We start from the raw sequence: 12777 nt of genomic DNA, 5'->3' as shown, positions 1-12777 counted from the left end.
AAAAGCCCGTCGCGAGCAATGCAGAATTGTGGGGTTGGTGAGAAATGCCCTGCGTCAGGCGCAAAGCAGGGCAATGTTGTCACGCCCAGATGGCGACCGGTATGCCAAAGCCGTCGGTAAGTGGCGGGTCGGGAAACGGCCGTGCCGTGCAGGCGGCGATGCGGCCGGCGATCAGCATCATCGCCGCCGCATCGAGGAAATCGTCGGCGGCCGCACCGCGCGGCGGCGCCTGATCGAGGAAGTCTATGGCATAGCCGTGCCGGCTAAGCAGCGCCTTGCGTTCCGCCATGCCGGCCGGATTGATGCTGCCCTTGACCTTCTTCGGCAGCAGCATGGCCTGCCCGCCGTTGAGCCGACAGAAAGCCACTTCCGGATGCGATTCGAAGACGCGGCCACGCAGTTCGGGCCGCGAGATCAGCAACGTATCGATCTCGCGTATTTTGCCAAAGATGCCGAATGCCTGGATCGAAACGCCGCGCGGCGGATCGGATGTCGTCCTGGCCACGTCGCTCGCCCGGCGGTGCGCGGCGTACCAGGCTTCGATCGAAGTGAACTCGGCGGTATCGGCGTAGAGTGCCGCACGAGAGGGGATCGAGAAGACGCTGGATTGGCGCGGCCCGAGCAGCCGCCTGACCTGCGCCTCCGGCCCGCGCCCGCCCTTGCTCGAAAATTCAGGCAGGCCGATCGGCATGTCGACGGCGACGATCGCGTCGTCGGGAACCGCCGACAGCAGCGCGGCGAAGCTGGCGAAGACCTCGACCGAAGGCGCCGCGTTCGGAGCGCTCCGAACGGCGACCCAGCCGGCCTTGCAGCCGTCCGCGCCGACCAGCACCCGTGCCGATGTCACGCGCGGCGGTCCCGCCCCGGATGCGTGAGATGGCGAAGCTGCACCATCGCCATCGGGTGCGACAGGCTCTGCGCATCGGTTTCGAGCTGCAATTCGTCGCCGCCGCGTTTGGCCGTGCGCGCCAGGATCTCGTAGACCGCCGCCGTCGTCGATTGCAGCGCCTTGATCGCCGGCTGGCCGGAGAGGATGCGCGCCAGGTAGACCGCCGCTGTCAGGTCGCCCAAACCGTTCGGCGGCTTGTCGATGACGCGGTGCTCGGCGAGCAGCGCCTGGCTGCCGTCGAGCAGAAGATTCCCGGTGCCGCCTGAAATCATCGACGGCGCCGAGGTGACCAGCATGGTTGAAGGCCCCGCATGGAGCGCCGCGGCCATCACCGACTTCAGGTCGGGCAACGGCACGCCGGCCATCCATTCCATCTCATAGCGGTTAGGGGTAGCAATGTCGGCGATCGGCATCAGCCGGTCGCGCATGGCGATCGCCGTCGGCTCCGGCACATAGAGCCCGCCCGAATCGCCCATTACCGGATCGCAGATATAGACGGCGTCGGGCGTCCTCGCCTTGACCGCGGCGACCAGCGAGGCGACGGCTTCGGCCTGGCCGGCCTCGCCGAGATAGCCCGACAGCACCGCCCCGACCTCGCCCAGCCACGGCGCGCGCTCCAGATCGGCCATCAATGCCTTGAACTGATCGAGCGGCGGCACGATGCGGGTCGCGCGCCCATGGCCGGGATGCCAGGGCAGGATGATTGTCGGCACTGCCCATACCGGGAAACCCAGCGATTCCAGCGCAAAGACGGCGGCGCGATTGCCGACCGAGCCGCGTGCGACATGGCTGGAAATGACGATGACCGCGCGCGGCGCGTCGGCTTGCTCGGTGCTCATTGGAATCCTAACTGCCTCGGGTGAGGAAAAGCACGAGCCAGACCATCAGGCCCAGCGCCAGCAGCAGCCCAATTATCCTGCCAATGCGCGTGCCCCAGACTTCGATCGGATCCGCGCGGTCGGCATCGGCCGCCGCGACGTGGTCGCGAACGGCCTTCGCGGTCCGCGCCGCGAGCGAAGTGGCGGCCGGATCGGTTTCGCGCGCGACGCGCTCGAGGATGCGGCGCGATTCGGTGTCGCTGTCCTGGCGCTGCACCATGATGCTGTCCTGTTTCGTGGCGACCTTACCGCGTTCGCTCCGTCAATTACAGCGCCTTGCGACCGACCGTAACCCCATCGGTAACCGTCTGCGCCGAGGTCGTTTTCTTGCGCGCCGATTGTGGTAATGCTTCGCATGCAACTTCTACCGAGGGGACCGATCATGTTTGCCCAGCGCCTTGCTTTCCCGACATTCCGCACGCTGCCCGCCTTGCTGGTGATGGCCGTCATGCTGCCGCTGCTTGCCGGCTGCGGCTACAACACCATCCCGACGGCGGAGGAGAACGCCAAGGCGGCGTGGAGCGAGGTGCTGAACCAGTATCAACGCCGCGCCGACCTCATCCCCAACCTGGTCGAGACGGTCAAGGGCTACGCCTCGCACGAAAAGGACACGCTTGACGCGGTGGTCGAGGCGCGCGCCAAGGCGACGCAGGTCACGGTAACGCCAGAAACGTTGAAGGATCCCGAAGCCCTCAAGAGGTTTCAGGACGCCCAGGCAGGGCTGACCAGCGCGCTATCGCGGCTGCTCGCTGTGTCGGAGGCATACCCGGACCTGAAGGCCAACCAGAACTTCCTGGCGCTGCAGGCGCAGCTCGAAGGCACCGAGAACCGCATCGCGGTGGCGCGGCGTGACTACATCCAGGCGGTCAGGGACTACAATCTGACGCTGCGGACCTTCCCCTCGGTGCTGTGGGCGACGTTCTGGTTCCGCGGCAACGAGCCCTTCGCCAATTTCACGGTCGAGGAGGACAAGTTGCAGACGCCGAAGGTCGATTTCGGCACGAAACAGGGCGGATGATTGCCGGATTCCGACGTGGTGATCCTGCTCGCCAATGAGGGACGACGCGCCATGTATCGCGTCGCTGTCCTGCTCCTCGTTCTCGTGGTGCCATTTGCGGCCCTCGCCGCCGAGCTCCCGGCGCTGACCGGCCGTGTCGTCGACAATGCAGGCATCATCGATGCGGCGACCAGGGCGGCACTGACGCAGAAGCTTGCCGATTTCGAGACGAAGGGCTCCGATCAGATCGTCGTCGCCACCATTCCCAGTCTCGGCGGCGAGGAGATCGAGCCCTATGCCAACCGGCTGTACCGGTTCTGGAAACTCGGCCAGGCGAAGGAGAACAACGGCGTGCTGCTTCTGGTCGCGCCGAACGACCGCAAGATGCGCATCGAGGTCGGCTACGGGCTGGAAGGCACGCTGACCGACCTGCACACCAAGCTGATCATCGAAAACGACATGGTGCCGGCCTTCCGTGCCGGCGATTTCTCCGGCGGCATCACCAAGGCCGTCGACGACATGATCATGGTGCTCAACGGCAATCCCGAGGAGCTGGAAGCACGCGGCAAGCGCAACCAGCAGGCGCCGTTCAATTCCGACGATTTGTTCTTCGCCATCTTCATCGGCATCTGGGCGCTCATCTTCTTCGGCAGCATAGCGGCCTCGGTGTTGCCGCCGATCTTCGGCCAGAAGATCGGTCCCGGCCGTTACCGCTGGCTCGGCATGACGTTCGAGCCGAGCCGGCGATCGTCGGGTGGCGGCTGGTCGTCAGGTGGCGGCGGCTGGTCGGGCGGCGGCGGCTGGTCCTCGGGCGGTAGCGGCGGTGGTTTCTCCGGCGGTGGGGGCTCTTCCGGCGGCGGCGGCTCTTCGGGAAGCTGGTGAGAGGGATCATGGCGATACGACCGATCAGCCCGCAGGACCATGAGCGCATCGCCGGGGCGATCCGCGCCGCCGAATCAAGGACCGACGGCGAAATCTACTGCGTGGTGGCGCATGCCAGCGGCAACTACTTCTTTCCGGCTGCCTTCGTGGCGGCTCTCGCCACGCTGCTGGTCAGCCTCGCCGTCGCCTATGGGCTCGAGGCCTGGTGGCTAACCATCCGTCTGCCGCACTTCGTCATTGCCCAGCTTCTGGCGCTGGCCTGCTTTCTTTTGCTGTTATGGGCCTTTCCGGGGCTGCGCATCCATATGGTGCCGAGACGGCTGCGCTATCAGACCGCGCATGACAACGCACTGAAGCAGTTCCTGGCCCGCAACGTCCACCGCACCACCGCGCGTACCGGAGCGCTGGTGTTCGTGTCGGTCACCGAGCGCTACGCCGAGGTGGTCGCCGATTCAGGCATCGACGCCAAGGTCGGCCAGCATGTCTGGGACGATGTGGTGCGCGAGCTTACCGCACATGCCGGCGACGACCGGCTTGCCGACGGCTTCGTCAAGGCGATCCAATCGGTTGGAGCGGTGCTCGCCGAGCACTTCCCGGTGACGTCGGGCGACACCAACGAACTCGACGATCATCTGGTCGAGATTTGAGCTCCACCGACAGCCTCGAACGCGCATCGCGCAGGCGATGACGGCCTGTGAGAAAGCGTCCTCCGGACTGCCCGGACTCTTGCATTCGAGCGATGCGGGTTTATGGTTAACAAATCATGAATACGCTGAGCATCGATATCCGCAAAGCCGAATCGCGCGACGCCGCGGCGATCGCCGACGTGCATTTGCAGGCCTGGCGCGGCGCCTATAGCGGCATCATCCCGCACCGCACCCTGACATCGATGATCAACCGTCGCGGCGCCGACTGGTGGGCCAATGCCATCCGCCGCGCCGCTACCGTCCTGGTGATCGAGATCGGCGGCACGGTTGCCGGCTACGCCACGATCGGCAAGAACCGGGCCCGCGAACTCAAGCAGCAGGGCGAGATCTATGAATTGTACCTGCGGCCGGAATATCAGGGCATCGGGCTCGGCAGCCGGCTTTTCAAGGCGGCACGGGCGCGGCTTGCCGACCACGGATTGAAGGGCACGGTGGTGTGGGCGCTGGAAGACAATCAGAACGCGCTCGCCTTCTATTCCGGCGTCGGCGGCCGCGATATCGCCGAAGGCGTCGAGATATTCGAGCAGAAGGCGCTGAAGAAGGTTGCTTTCGTCTGGGAATGACCGGCGAGGAACGATCGCGTAAGCGGCGCGAAGCGCAACCTACGCAATCACGACACTGAAACATCTTCTGCTAATGATTGAACGCATTGAATGCCATTGCGTCTTGCTGGGCGTTCTTGAGCACCATTCGCCGCATTGCACCATTTTGCGCCGCCCGCTATCGGTCTGCCAATCGAGAGAGGGATAAGTCATGCGTATTGAAGCCATCGCCACCGGAAAGAATCCGCCCGAGGACGTCAACGTCATCATCGAGGTGCCGATCGGCGGCGAGCCGATCAAATACGAGATGGACAAGGAGGCCGGCACGCTGTTCGTCGACCGTTTCCTGCACACCTCGATGCGCTATCCCGGCAATTACGGCTTCGTTCCGCACACGCTGTCTGGCGACGGCGATCCGATCGACGTGCTGGTCTGCAACACGCGCGCGCTGGTGCCCGGCTGCGTCATCAATGTGCGGCCGATCGGCGTGCTGATCATGGAAGACAATGCCGGCCAGGACGAGAAGGTCATCGCCGTGCCGTCGCCGAAGCTGACGTTGCGTTACGAGAACGTCACCGAATACACGCAGCTGCCCGAGATCACCCGCGATCAGGTGCAGCACTTCTTCGAGCACTACAAGGATCTCGAACCCGGCAAATGGGTCAAGATCGAGGGCTGGCACGATTCCAAATACGCCAAGAAGATGATCGTCGACGCGATCGAGCGGGCCAAGGCAAGCAAGTAGGCCGGCAAGTCGCCTCAGTTCGGCGCGGCCAGCGCCTTCTCGATCTGCGGCAACAGCAGCGTCCGAGCCGTCTCGGCCGTCAGCGGGCCGACATGCTTGTAGGCTATTTTGCCGTCCTTGCCGATGACGAAGGTTTCCGGCACGCCATAGACGCCCCAGTCGATCGCCGTGCGGCCGGCCTCGTCGACGCCGATCGCCTGGAACGGATTGCCGAGATCGCCGAGGAATCGGCGGGCGTTTTCCGGCCGGTCCTTGTAGTTCAGCGCCGCCATGGTGAAGCGCCTGTCCTGCGCCAGCCCCAAAAGCACCGGGTGCTCTTCGCGGCAAGGCGCGCACCATGAGGCGAAGACGTTGACCAGCGTCACCTTGCCGGCAAACGATTTCGAATCGAGTCCCGGCAGGTTCGTGCCGTCCAGCGGGGGCAGGTTGGTCGGCGGCGCCGGCAGGCCGATCAGCGCCGACGGCACCTCCGAAGTGTCGCGCCCCGACAGGAGCTGCGCCAGGAACAGCCCCGCCAGCCCGAGGAAGACCAGCAGCGGCAACAGCACGAACAGGCGGCGCCGGGCCGGCGCCGGCGTTGGCATATCCGTGCTCATGACACGCGCTCCCCCGCCCTTGTCGGAGCGTCGGCGCACGCCCGCCGCCTCGAGTTCGGCCAGTTCGCGCTTGCGGGCCCGTTGATCGAGCAGGATCCACCCGATCAGCCCGGCCAGCGCAATCGCCGTGACGGCATAGGCGGCGGTGACGTAGAGCGCATGCGGGCTCATGCCGGCTGCCTCGTCGGCATGCCGCCCGCCAATTCGATCCTTCCGCCGTGCTCGATCATGCCTTCCCTTAGCCCCGCGCCGGTGACCGCGCAATTGGCCGCCGCGCCGCAGCCCCTGCCGGTCGTGGCCGCCTCAATCCGTGCCATGGCGCAGCGCCAGCGCCGCCGCCAGCGGTCCGAGCACGGCAAGAAACAACGTCAGCGCGGCAAGAATGAGGAAAGGCTGCAGGAACGGATCGGGATTGGCCGTCGCGCCGTAACTCGCCGAAACCCCGAAGATCAGCACCGGGATGGTCAGCGGCAGCACCAGCACCGAGATCAGGAGTCCGCCGCGCGGCAGCGCCACCGCCACCGCCGCGCCGACGGCGCCGATGAAAGTGATCGCCGGCGTGCCGACCAGCAGCGTAAGCGCCGTGGCGCCGATGGCGACCGGCTCCATGTTCATGAACAGGCCGAGCAGGGGCGCGGCGACCACCAGCGGCAGCACGCTGCCCGCCCAATGGGCCAGGCATTTGGTGAGCACCGTCAGCGCCAGCATGTGGCGGTCGTTGCCAAGCACCAGGAGATCGAGCGAGCCGTCCTCGCGGTCGGCCTGGAACAACCGGTCGAGGCCGAGCAAGCAAGAGAGCAGTGCTCCGATCCACAGGATCGCCGGGCCGATGCGGGCTAGCAGTCTCAGGTCCGGCCCGACGCCGAAGGGAATGGTGGCGATCACGGCGAGGAAGAAGATCACGCCCGTCAGCGCCCCGCCGCCGGCCCGAATCGAAAGGCGGATATCGCGGAGGAGGAGGGCTAGCATGATATGAGATACTCGCGCTTGAGCGCCCCCCTCTGTCCTGCCGGACATCTCCCCCTCGAGGGGGGAGATTGGCAGCTTCGGTGGCGCGCCAATCTTTCAACCGTTGTAATTGGCGAAAGCCAAGCTGGCAGCCGATCTCCCCCCTCGAGGGGGAGATGTCCGGCAGGACAGAGGGGGGCGCCGTAGAGTGCCGTCATCAAAAGGCCTGCCCCATCCTCAACGTCTGCGCTCCCTCGATCCCGAGCGGCAGATGCGTTGCCGCGACGATCATCCCGCCCTCGGAACAATGCCCCCTCATCAATCCCGCGAATCGCGCCTCCGAATCCTTGTCCAGACCCGCCGTCGGCTCGTCGAGCAGCCAGATCGGTCGGTGGCTGACCAGCAGTTTCGCGATCGCCGCGCGTCGTCTTTGCCCGGTCGAGAGATAGCCGAACGGCAGATGGCCGATGCCGCCCAGTCCGACCGTCTCCAGCGCCTCCTCGACGCCGAAGGATCCACCGCCGTTGAAGTCGCGCCAGAAGCGCAGGTTTTCCGTCACGCTGAGCGCCGTTTTCATTGCGTTCTGATGGCCGAGATAGTGGCAGGCCGAAGCGATCGACGGAAATTCATCGCCGCCGCCCTCGATCAGCAAATTGCCTTCAGCCTTCGGCAGCAGTCCGGCGACGATCCTGAGCAAGGTCGATTTGCCTGATCCGTTCGGCCCGGTGACGACAAGCGCCTGGCCTTGATCGAGCTCAAACCCAATGCCCGAAAACACCGTCTCGCCGCCGCGTTCGCCGCCCAGATTTTCGGCGATAAGCCGCATCCCTCGCCCGCCCTGAAACAATCCGCCTCGGCCCCTGCCGCATCGCACAAATTTGCTTTTTAACTGTCTAGAACTATTCCAGAAAATTCTCTATATGCGGTGCATCCGTGCCAGCGGTCGGCGCGGGAACAGAACTAGCGCCGAACCAGCGCACGCGCCGCCTTGAACGGCTCGGGTTGCTTGGGAGCGGACAGCGGAAATGGCCGTACCCGCACCTTTGCGCGTGATTGCATGCCATCGGCGTCCGTTCCCTTTCAGGCTGAACAGACAAGGACGGATCGCACGTGTCAAAATCCCTCGACAGTTTCAATTGCCGCCGCACGCTGAAAGCGGGCGACGCCGAATATACCTATTTCGACCTCGTCGAGGCCGAGAAGAACGGGCTCACCGGCATCGCCCAATTGCCTTATTCGATGAAGGTTCTGCTGGAGAACCTTCTGCGCAACGAGGACGGCCGCTCCGTCACCAAGGACTCGATCAAGGCGGTTGCCGGCTGGCTCACCGACAAGGGCACCGCCGGCGTCGAGATCGCCTACCGCCCGGCCCGCGTGCTGATGCAGGACTTCACCGGCGTTCCGGCCGTCGTCGACCTCGCCGCCATGCGCGATGCCATGGTCTCGCTCGGCGGTGATCCGCAAAAGATCAATCCGCTGGTGCCGGTCGACCTCGTCATCGACCATTCCGTCATTGTCGACGAGTTCGGCTCGCCGATGGCTTTCGCCCGCAATGTCGAGCTCGAATATGATCGCAACGAGGAACGCTACAAGTTCCTGAAATGGGGCCAGCAGGCATTTCGCAATTTCCGCGTCGTGCCGCCCGGCACCGGCATCTGCCACCAGGTCAACCTCGAATATCTCGGCCAGGTGGTGTGGACCAACACCGAGGACGGCGAAACATCAGCCTATCCCGACACCTGCGTCGGCACCGATTCGCACACCACCATGATCAACGGCCTCGGCGTGCTCGGCTGGGGCGTCGGCGGCATCGAGGCCGAGGCGGCGATGCTCGGCCAGCCCGTCTCCATGCTTTTGCCCGAGGTCATCGGCTTCCGCCTCACCGGCAAGCTGAAGGAGGGCGTCACCGCCACCGACCTCGTGCTCACCGTCACCCAGATGCTGCGCAAGAAGGGCGTCGTCGGCAAGTTCGTCGAATTCTTCGGCCCCGGTCTCTCCAACATGACGCTGGCCGACCGCGCCACCATAGGCAACATGGCGCCTGAATATGGCGCCACCTGCGGCTTCTTCCCGGTCGATAGCGAGACCATCCGCTACCTCACAATGTCGGGCCGCGAGGAAAGCCGCATCGCGCTGGTCGAAGCCTACTCCAAGGCGCAAGGCATGTGGCGTGACGCAGGCTCCGCCGACCCGGTCTTCACCGACTTGCTGGAGCTCGACCTCGGCGACGTCGTGCCGTCGATGGCCGGCCCGAAGCGCCCAGAGGGCCGCGTCGCGCTGGAAGGCATCCCGGCCGGCTTCGTCAAGGCTATGGACACCGAATACAAGAAGGCGGCTGAAATCTCGAAGCGCTACGCCGTCGAAGGCACCGGCCATGATCTCGGCCATGGCGACGTCGTCATCGCCGCCATCACCTCCTGCACCAACACCTCGAACCCGAGCGTGCTGATCGGCGCCGGCCTGCTCGCCCGCAACGCCAATCGCCTCGGCCTCAAGCAGAAGCCCTGGGTGAAGACCTCGCTGGCGCCGGGCAGCCAGGTGGTCGCCGAATATCTCGAGAAATCCGGCCTGCAGAAGGAGCTCGACCAGATCGGCTTCAACCTGGTCGGCTTCGGCTGCACCACCTGCATCGGCAATTCCGGCCCGCTGCCGGCGCCGATCTCCAAGACCATCAACGATAAGGGTCTGATTGCCGCCGCGGTGCTTTCCGGCAACCGCAACTTCGAGGGCCGTGTCTCGCCCGACGTGCAGGCCAACTATCTCGCCTCGCCGCCGCTGGTCGTGGCGCACGCGCTGGCCGGCACGGTGACGAAGGACCTGACCACCGAGCCGCTCGGCGAGGACAGGAACGGCAAGCCGGTCTACCTCAAGGATATATGGCCGAGCTCGGCGGAGATCCAGGAGTTCATCGAGAAGAACGTGACGCGCGAGCTGTTCGCCCGCAAATATGCCGACGTCTTCAAGGGCGATGAGAACTGGCAGAACGTCAAGGCGCCGGAAGGCCAGACCTATGCCTGGGACGACAATTCCACCTATGTGCAGAACCCGCCCTATTTCGCCGGCATGACCACGGGCTTCGGCAAGATCGGCGACATCAAGGGCGCCCGCGTGCTGGGCTTGTTCGGCGACAAGATCACCACCGACCACATTTCGCCAGCGGGCTCGATCAAGGCCGCCTCGCCGGCCGGCAAATACCTCACCGAGCATGGCGTCGGCGTTGCCGACTTCAACCAGTACGGCACGCGCCGCGGCAACCATGAGGTGATGATGCGCGGCACCTTCGCCAACATCCGCATCCGCAACCACATGCTGGGCGAGAATGGCAGGGAAGGCGGCTACACCATCCATTACCCGTCGAAGGAAGAGGAATCGATCTACGACGCGGCGATGCAATACAAGAAGGAAGGCGTGCCGCTGGTCATCTTCGCCGGCGTCGAATACGGCAACGGCTCGTCGCGCGACTGGGCGGCCAAGGGAACGAATCTCCTTGGTGTCCGCGCGGTCATCGCCCAGTCCTTCGAGCGCATCCACCGCTCCAATCTGGTCGGCATGGGCGTCATCCCCTTCGTCTTCGAGGAAGGCACCTCATGGGCTTCGCTCAACCTGAAAGGGGATGAGTTGGTCGAGATCGACGGCCTGGACGCCCTCAAGCCGCGCCAGAAGATGGAAGCCAGGATCACCTATGGCGACGGCACGGTGAAGAAGGTGCCGATCATTTGCCGCATCGATACGCTTGACGAACTCGACTACTTCAAGAACGGCGGCATTTTGCAGTACGTGTTGCGCGATCTTGCCGCGTAGCGGCAAGGGAGTAGGGCTTAGGCAGTAGGAAATAGGACCTACTGCCTACTACTGCCTCGCTGTGGCGCGCCGTAGCGCGCCGCGGCGGCCAGCAGCACAGCCAGCATCAGCCCGTTGAGCAGGTGCCAGAGGAAGTGCGTGCCGAGCGGGAAGCTGGTGCAGACCAGCGGATCGATCATGCGGCAGATGACCGACAGCACGAAGATCGCCGATCCGGCCAGATTATACCAGCCGGCGCGATTGCCGCTGGCCGTCACCCAGACACCGAAGAAGGCGAGCGCCAGGAACGGCGGCAGGTAGCCTGTGGTGCCGTTCGACGCCTGGCGCAGCCAATCCGGCACGGCCAGAGTTATCGCTCCGACAACGGCATAGAAAACGACGAAGATCGCGATCGCCTTGCCCCATTCCAGGCGCAGGAAGCGGCGCAGGTTGAACAGCGTGTAGGCCAGCGTGAAGCCGGCGATCGGCACCACGTCGGCCCAGACCGTTCCCTTGGTGGCGAAGATGTGAAAGATCGTCGAGCCGACGCCGATCGCCACCACCCACCAGGCCAGGACCTCGGCGAAAATGCCGGTCCTGCATCGCCGCACTTCGCGGACGCCCCATAGTCCCGCGGCAATGAAAGCCAGGTTGGTCAAAGCATTCACCGGCTCGGCCCAAAGTTCAGGACCGGTTCGCTCGCAATAGAGATCGACTGGAGCCAGGAAACTTTGCCACATGATGATGATCCCGCCCCCGAATCGAACCGCCGGTTGAAATGCAGTGGGCTTCTCCTATTGCCGCCCTACCCAGGCTTGCAATGGCAAAATTTCACCGCAACGTGACTTCCCGTTGACTTCCGGTTCTGCCACATATTTCAGCCAATCAAAACAAAGCCGGCATCACCGGCGGGAATTGGAATGGTCATGGCCTCGCGTAGATCATTGTGGCTGGCAGCGTTCGCGCTGGCCTTCTCGGCGTTTGCCGGTGCCGGGCACGCCGGCGAGTCCGGCGGGCTCCCGGCCGACAAGCCCCAGGGCGACAGGCCCGTGGGCGTGGTCGAGCTGTTCACCAGCCAAGGCTGCAGTTCCTGCCCGCCTGCCGACGCCTTCTTCTCCGAACTTGCCGCCAGGCAGGATCTTGTCGCGCTCTCCTATCACGTCGGCTACTGGGATTATCTCGGCTGGCGGGACACGCTGAGCAGCAAGGAAAACACCGAGCGGCAATATGAGTATATGCGGGCCTTCGGCAACCGCTCAGTCTATACGCCGCAGGCGGTCATCAACGGCCGGGTCCATGTCAACGGCGCCAATCGCGGCGAGGTCGATGGCCAACTCGCCCGCATGGCAAGGATCGGCGAAGACATGCGGGTCGCCATCAAGGTCAGCCGGACCAGCGACCGCGTCATGATCGATACCGGCGATGGCGGGACCGGTCCCAGCGATGCCCATGTCGTCATCGTCTATTTCGAGCCGCCGCAGACGGTCACGATCGGCCAGGGCGAGAACACGGGCCGCAAGATGACCTATTGGAACGCGGTGACCGGCATCCAGACAGCGGGCATCTGGCACGGCAAGGCGCAGCGCTACGAATTGCCGATGAGTGAGATTTCCAAGAAGGGCGGCTGCGCCGTGCTTTTGCAGTCCGTCGGCAAGGACGGCCTGCCAGGGCCCATCCTGGGCGCCGCCTTCATTCACCGCCCCGGTTCCGATGCGCCGTTCGATCGAAGGCTCTGAAGCGCGCCGCCGAAAACGGAAATGATGCGACGCGCTGTCGGTCTCCATTCATGCCTGTCGACCAAACGGAATCGCGT

At 64.7% G+C, this 12777-nt stretch carries 15 protein-coding genes and 1 pseudogene; 7 read left to right on the top strand and 9 right to left on the bottom strand.

Annotated elements, in window-relative coordinates:
• Window positions 1–79: 79 nt before the first annotated feature.
• Genes FJ946_RS09375 through FJ946_RS09365 form a run of 3 tightly spaced genes read right to left on the bottom strand, consistent with a single transcriptional unit; the run spans window position 80 to window position 1987 of the window.
• Window positions 80–847 (bottom strand): DUF429 domain-containing protein, encoded by a 768-nt coding sequence (locus tag FJ946_RS09375; protein ID WP_140563918.1) that lies wholly within the window; start codon window positions 845–847, stop codon window positions 80–82.
• The gene (pdxY, locus tag FJ946_RS09370; protein WP_140563917.1) at window positions 844–1728 is read right to left on the bottom strand and encodes a pyridoxal kinase PdxY; all 885 of its coding nucleotides are present in this window, start codon (window positions 1726–1728) and stop codon (window positions 844–846) included. Before pdxY ends, FJ946_RS09375 begins: the two co-directional genes overlap by 4 nt.
• Window positions 1729–1735: 7 nt before the next feature.
• A complete protein-coding gene (locus FJ946_RS09365; protein WP_140492477.1) occupies window positions 1736–1987 on the bottom strand; it encodes a hypothetical protein in 252 nt (83 codons plus the stop codon).
• Window positions 1988–2149: 162 nt separating this feature from the next.
• Between FJ946_RS09365 and FJ946_RS09360 the strand changes: the two genes are divergently transcribed.
• The 5 genes from FJ946_RS09360 to ppa all read left to right on the top strand — a co-directional run bounded on the left by FJ946_RS09360 (window position 2150) and on the right by ppa (window position 5640).
• Window positions 2150–2785 carry a LemA family protein gene (locus tag FJ946_RS09360; protein WP_140514006.1) on the top strand — a complete coding sequence of 212 codons (636 nt, stop codon included), beginning with the start codon at window positions 2150–2152 and terminating at the stop codon, window positions 2783–2785.
• A gap of 51 nt (window positions 2786–2836) precedes the next feature.
• Window positions 2837–3646, top strand: coding sequence for a YgcG family protein (locus FJ946_RS09355; RefSeq protein ID WP_181165206.1), 810 nt, complete (start codon window positions 2837–2839; stop codon window positions 3644–3646).
• Between the two features lie 8 nt (window positions 3647–3654).
• Window positions 3655–4293, top strand: a complete 639-nt coding sequence (locus FJ946_RS09350; protein ID WP_140492470.1) for a TPM domain-containing protein — start codon at window positions 3655–3657, stop codon at window positions 4291–4293.
• Between the two features lie 116 nt (window positions 4294–4409).
• Window positions 4410–4916 carry a GNAT family N-acetyltransferase gene (locus tag FJ946_RS09345; RefSeq protein WP_140563916.1) on the top strand — a complete coding sequence of 169 codons (507 nt, stop codon included), beginning with the start codon at window positions 4410–4412 and terminating at the stop codon, window positions 4914–4916.
• A gap of 190 nt (window positions 4917–5106) precedes the next feature.
• Window positions 5107–5640 carry an inorganic diphosphatase gene (gene ppa, locus FJ946_RS09340; protein ID WP_140492463.1) on the top strand — a complete coding sequence of 178 codons (534 nt, stop codon included), beginning with the start codon at window positions 5107–5109 and terminating at the stop codon, window positions 5638–5640.
• Between the two features lie 14 nt (window positions 5641–5654).
• Here ppa and FJ946_RS09335 read toward each other — a convergent pair whose 3' ends face one another.
• The 5 genes and pseudogenes from FJ946_RS09335 to ccmA all read right to left on the bottom strand — a co-directional run bounded on the left by FJ946_RS09335 (window position 5655) and on the right by ccmA (window position 8010).
• On the bottom strand, window positions 5655–6236 hold the full coding sequence (locus FJ946_RS09335; protein ID WP_140492460.1) for a DsbE family thiol:disulfide interchange protein: 582 nt from the start codon (window positions 6234–6236) through the stop codon (window positions 5655–5657).
• A 51-nt stretch (window positions 6237–6287) separates the two neighbouring features.
• Window positions 6288–6407 (bottom strand): annotated as a pseudogene (gene ccmD, locus FJ946_RS31435) (heme exporter protein CcmD); the annotation flags it as partial.
• The gene (locus FJ946_RS30735; protein WP_181167271.1) at window positions 6404–6553 is read right to left on the bottom strand and encodes a hypothetical protein; all 150 of its coding nucleotides are present in this window, start codon (window positions 6551–6553) and stop codon (window positions 6404–6406) included. The pseudogene ccmD and the gene FJ946_RS30735, both read right to left, overlap by 4 nt.
• Window positions 6540–7205: a heme exporter protein CcmB gene (gene ccmB, locus FJ946_RS09325; RefSeq protein WP_140492261.1), complete on the bottom strand. Its 666-nt coding sequence runs from the start codon at window positions 7203–7205 to the stop codon at window positions 6540–6542. Before ccmB ends, FJ946_RS30735 begins: the two co-directional genes overlap by 14 nt.
• Before the next feature lie 196 nt (window positions 7206–7401).
• Window positions 7402–8010, bottom strand: a complete 609-nt coding sequence (gene ccmA / locus FJ946_RS09320) for a heme ABC exporter ATP-binding protein CcmA (protein WP_140563915.1) — start codon at window positions 8008–8010, stop codon at window positions 7402–7404.
• Between the two features lie 284 nt (window positions 8011–8294).
• On the opposite strand from ccmA, the gene acnA reads away from it, so the two are divergent.
• On the top strand, window positions 8295–10985 hold the full coding sequence (gene acnA, locus FJ946_RS09315; RefSeq protein WP_140563914.1) for an aconitate hydratase AcnA: 2691 nt from the start codon (window positions 8295–8297) through the stop codon (window positions 10983–10985).
• A 38-nt stretch (window positions 10986–11023) separates the two neighbouring features.
• Here acnA and FJ946_RS09310 read toward each other — a convergent pair whose 3' ends face one another.
• Complete coding sequence (locus FJ946_RS09310) at window positions 11024–11704, bottom strand: ceramidase domain-containing protein (RefSeq protein ID WP_140492252.1); 681 nt, start codon at window positions 11702–11704, stop codon at window positions 11024–11026.
• A gap of 180 nt (window positions 11705–11884) precedes the next feature.
• On the opposite strand from FJ946_RS09310, the gene FJ946_RS09305 reads away from it, so the two are divergent.
• Window positions 11885–12700: a thioredoxin family protein gene (locus tag FJ946_RS09305; RefSeq protein ID WP_140492249.1), complete on the top strand. Its 816-nt coding sequence runs from the start codon at window positions 11885–11887 to the stop codon at window positions 12698–12700.
• The last annotated feature ends 77 nt before the right edge of the window (window positions 12701–12777 follow it).

The sequence above is a fragment of the Mesorhizobium sp. B2-4-7 genome (assembly GCF_006442685.1).
Classification (GTDB): domain Bacteria; phylum Pseudomonadota; class Alphaproteobacteria; order Rhizobiales; family Rhizobiaceae; genus Mesorhizobium.
Note: the sequence above shows the minus strand (reverse complement) of the source record. Positions and strands in the feature narration are given on the sequence as shown.

Coding starts and splice junctions, on each gene's coding strand:
- FJ946_RS09350 (WP_140492470.1), top strand. CDS start 3,655: ATGGCGATACGACCGATCAGCCCGCAGGACCATGAGCGCATCGCCGGG.
- ccmA (WP_140563915.1), bottom strand. CDS start 8,010: ATGCGGCTTATCGCCGAAAATCTGGGCGGCGAACGCGGCGGCGAGACG.
- FJ946_RS09355 (WP_181165206.1), top strand. CDS start 2,837: ATGTATCGCGTCGCTGTCCTGCTCCTCGTTCTCGTGGTGCCATTTGCG.
- FJ946_RS09335 (WP_140492460.1), bottom strand. CDS start 6,236: ATGAGCACGGATATGCCAACGCCGGCGCCGGCCCGGCGCCGCCTGTTC.
- ccmB (WP_140492261.1), bottom strand. CDS start 7,205: ATGCTAGCCCTCCTCCTCCGCGATATCCGCCTTTCGATTCGGGCCGGC.
- ppa (WP_140492463.1), top strand. CDS start 5,107: ATGCGTATTGAAGCCATCGCCACCGGAAAGAATCCGCCCGAGGACGTC.
- pdxY (WP_140563917.1), bottom strand. CDS start 1,728: ATGAGCACCGAGCAAGCCGACGCGCCGCGCGCGGTCATCGTCATTTCC.
- FJ946_RS09310 (WP_140492252.1), bottom strand. CDS start 11,704: ATGTGGCAAAGTTTCCTGGCTCCAGTCGATCTCTATTGCGAGCGAACC.
- FJ946_RS09305 (WP_140492249.1), top strand. CDS start 11,885: ATGGTCATGGCCTCGCGTAGATCATTGTGGCTGGCAGCGTTCGCGCTG.
- FJ946_RS30735 (WP_181167271.1), bottom strand. CDS start 6,553: ATGGCACGGATTGAGGCGGCCACGACCGGCAGGGGCTGCGGCGCGGCG.
- FJ946_RS09365 (WP_140492477.1), bottom strand. CDS start 1,987: ATGGTGCAGCGCCAGGACAGCGACACCGAATCGCGCCGCATCCTCGAG.
- FJ946_RS09360 (WP_140514006.1), top strand. CDS start 2,150: ATGTTTGCCCAGCGCCTTGCTTTCCCGACATTCCGCACGCTGCCCGCC.
- FJ946_RS09345 (WP_140563916.1), top strand. CDS start 4,410: ATGAATACGCTGAGCATCGATATCCGCAAAGCCGAATCGCGCGACGCC.